The sequence below is a fragment of the Halomonas sp. 707D4 genome, assembly GCF_024158685.1.
In the GTDB taxonomy this organism is placed as follows: Bacteria; Pseudomonadota; Gammaproteobacteria; order Pseudomonadales; family Halomonadaceae; genus Vreelandella.
On record NZ_JAMZBD010000554.1, the window covers coordinates 1 to 1,821 of the forward strand.

3 protein-coding genes are annotated in these 1,821 nt (G+C 69.5%); all 3 read left to right on the forward strand.

Annotated elements, in window-relative coordinates:
* A partial coding sequence (gene ftsY / locus BIS11_RS16480) for a signal recognition particle-docking protein FtsY (RefSeq protein WP_253586574.1) occupies positions 1 to 922 on the forward strand: 922 nt, incomplete at its 5' end.
* Positions 919 to 1,587: a cell division ATP-binding protein FtsE gene (ftsE, locus tag BIS11_RS16485; protein ID WP_253420732.1), complete on the forward strand. Its 669-nt coding sequence runs from the start codon at positions 919 to 921 to the stop codon at positions 1,585 to 1,587. The genes ftsY and ftsE, both read left to right, overlap by 4 nt.
* The coding region (locus BIS11_RS16490) for a hypothetical protein (protein ID WP_253586575.1) at positions 1,584 to 1,821 on the forward strand (238 nt) is incomplete at its 3' end. The genes ftsE and BIS11_RS16490, both read left to right, overlap by 4 nt.

Genomic DNA, 1,821 nt, shown 5'->3' on the forward strand with positions numbered 1-1,821 from the left:
CAAGTCCGGGCTCGGGCGCACCCGGGCCAACCTGACCGACGGCCTGGCGGATCTGTTTCTGGGCAAGAAGCAGATCGACGACGAGCTGCTCGAGGATATCGAGACCCAGCTTCTGATGGCCGACGTCGGCATCGAGGCCACCACCGAGATCATCGAGTCGCTGCAGGCGAGAGTCTCGCGCAAGGAGCTTGGCGACGCCCAGGCGCTCTACAAGGGGCTGCAGGAGGAGCTTGCGCGCCTGCTCACGCCGGTGTCGACGCCGCTGACCCTCGACAAGCCCGACGAGGGCCCCTTCGTGATCCTGGTGGTGGGCGTCAACGGCGCCGGCAAGACCACCACCATCGGCAAGCTGACCCAGCGCTTCCAGCGCGAGGGCAAGAGCGTGATGCTCGCGGCCGGCGACACCTTCCGCGCGGCGGCGGTCGAGCAGCTCAAGGTATGGGGCGAGCGCAACCGCGTGCCGGTCATCGCCCAGCACACCGGCGCCGACAGCGCCTCGGTGATCTATGACGCGGTGGCCGCGGCCAAGGCGCGCGGTGTCGACGTGCTGATCGCCGACACCGCCGGGCGGCTGCACAACAAGAGCCACCTGATGGAGGAGCTCAAGAAGGTCCACCGGGTGATGAAGAAACTCGACGCCACGGCGCCCCACGAGGTGATGCTGGTGCTCGACGCGGGCACCGGCCAGAACGCCATCTCCCAGGCCAGCACCTTCAACGAGGCGGTGCCGGTCAGCGGCATCACCCTGACCAAGCTCGACGGTACCGCCAAGGGCGGGGTGATCTTCGCCCTCGCCAAGCAGCTCGAAACGCCGATTCGCTTCATCGGCGTGGGCGAGGGTCTCGATGACCTGCGCCCCTTCGTCGCCGACGAATTCGTCACGGCGCTTTTTGACCGGCCCGAGGACGACGGCCGCGCATGATCGCCTTCGAGCACGTCGGCAAGCGGTACGGCGGGCGCTTCGAGGCGCTGGCCCACCTGAACTTTCACGTCGCCCCGGGCGAGATGGTGTTTCTGACCGGCCACTCCGGCGCGGGCAAGAGCTCGCTTCTGCGCCTGATCATGCGCCTGGAGAAGCCCACCCGGGGCCGGGTCGTGGTCGCCGGCCACGACATCGCCACGCTCCACCCGAGCCAGGTGCCGTTCTATCGCCGCCAGATCGGCGTGGTGTTCCAGGACCACCAGCTGTTGTTCGATAGAAGCGTGTTCAGAAACGTGGCGCTGCCGCTGGAGATCCAGGGGCTCGAGCCTCGCGAGTCCGCGCGCCGGGTGCGGGCGGCGCTGGACAAGGTGGGGCTTCTGCACCGCGAGAAGGCGCTGCCGGTGGAGCTTTCCGGCGGCGAGCAGCAGCGCGTGGGCATCGCCCGCGCCGTGGTCAACAAGCCGGCGCTGCTGCTCGCCGACGAGCCCACTGGCAACCTCGACCCGCATCTGTCCGCCGACATCATGGGCCTGTTCGAGGATTTCAACCGCATCGGCACCACGGTGATGATCGCAAGTCACGACCTGGCGCTGATCGCCAGGCTAAAACACCGCATCCTGCGCCTGCGCGACGGGCGGCTGATCGCCGACGAGGGGGCCGTATGAAGCGCCCGACGTCGCCGCCGGAGCCCTCCCGCCGCCAAGGCGCGGTCAGCCGTCGCCGGGCGAGCGCCGCCCCCGACCGACGCGCCCCCGCGCCCAAGCCCAAACCCAAACAGCGTGCCGCCGGGCCGGGGGTTGGCAGCCGGGCGCTGTCGAGCGTCAGCCAGAGGGCGGCGGGCAGCACCAGGGCGATGGCGATGGCGAGCATGGTGAGCAGGCTGCCCAGCGGATGGCGCA